This window comes from Cohnella baijiui, assembly GCF_020731285.1.
GTDB lineage: Bacteria > Bacillota > Bacilli > Paenibacillales > Paenibacillaceae > Cohnella.
On record NZ_JAJFOW010000375.1, the window covers coordinates 1 to 230 of the forward strand.

The 230-nt window shown below is 55.2% G+C and carries 1 protein-coding gene; it reads left to right on the top strand.

Features of this window, described 5'->3' with window-relative positions:
* Nucleotides 1-98: 98 nt before the first annotated feature.
* Nucleotides 99-230, top strand: a 132-nt coding sequence (locus tag LKX83_RS34625) for a HypC/HybG/HupF family hydrogenase formation chaperone (RefSeq protein WP_227887516.1), incomplete at its 3' end; no start/stop codon positions are given.

Here is a 230-nt window from a genome sequence, read left to right on the forward strand (position 1 = left end):
GGAAGGGTTTACCGTATATACGCCGCAGCGGATTCCGGCAGGAGATGGCGGCATTGCGTTGGGGCAGGCTGTATCTGCTTTATGGAGGTGGCATCAGCATGTGTCTATCGGTACCGGCCAAAGTTCTAGAAGTGTATGATGCGCTGCTTCGCGCCAAAGTAGAATACTTCGGAACGCAGATGGTTGTCGGCGTGGCCCTTCTTGAGCAGGTAACCCCCGGCCAATACGTT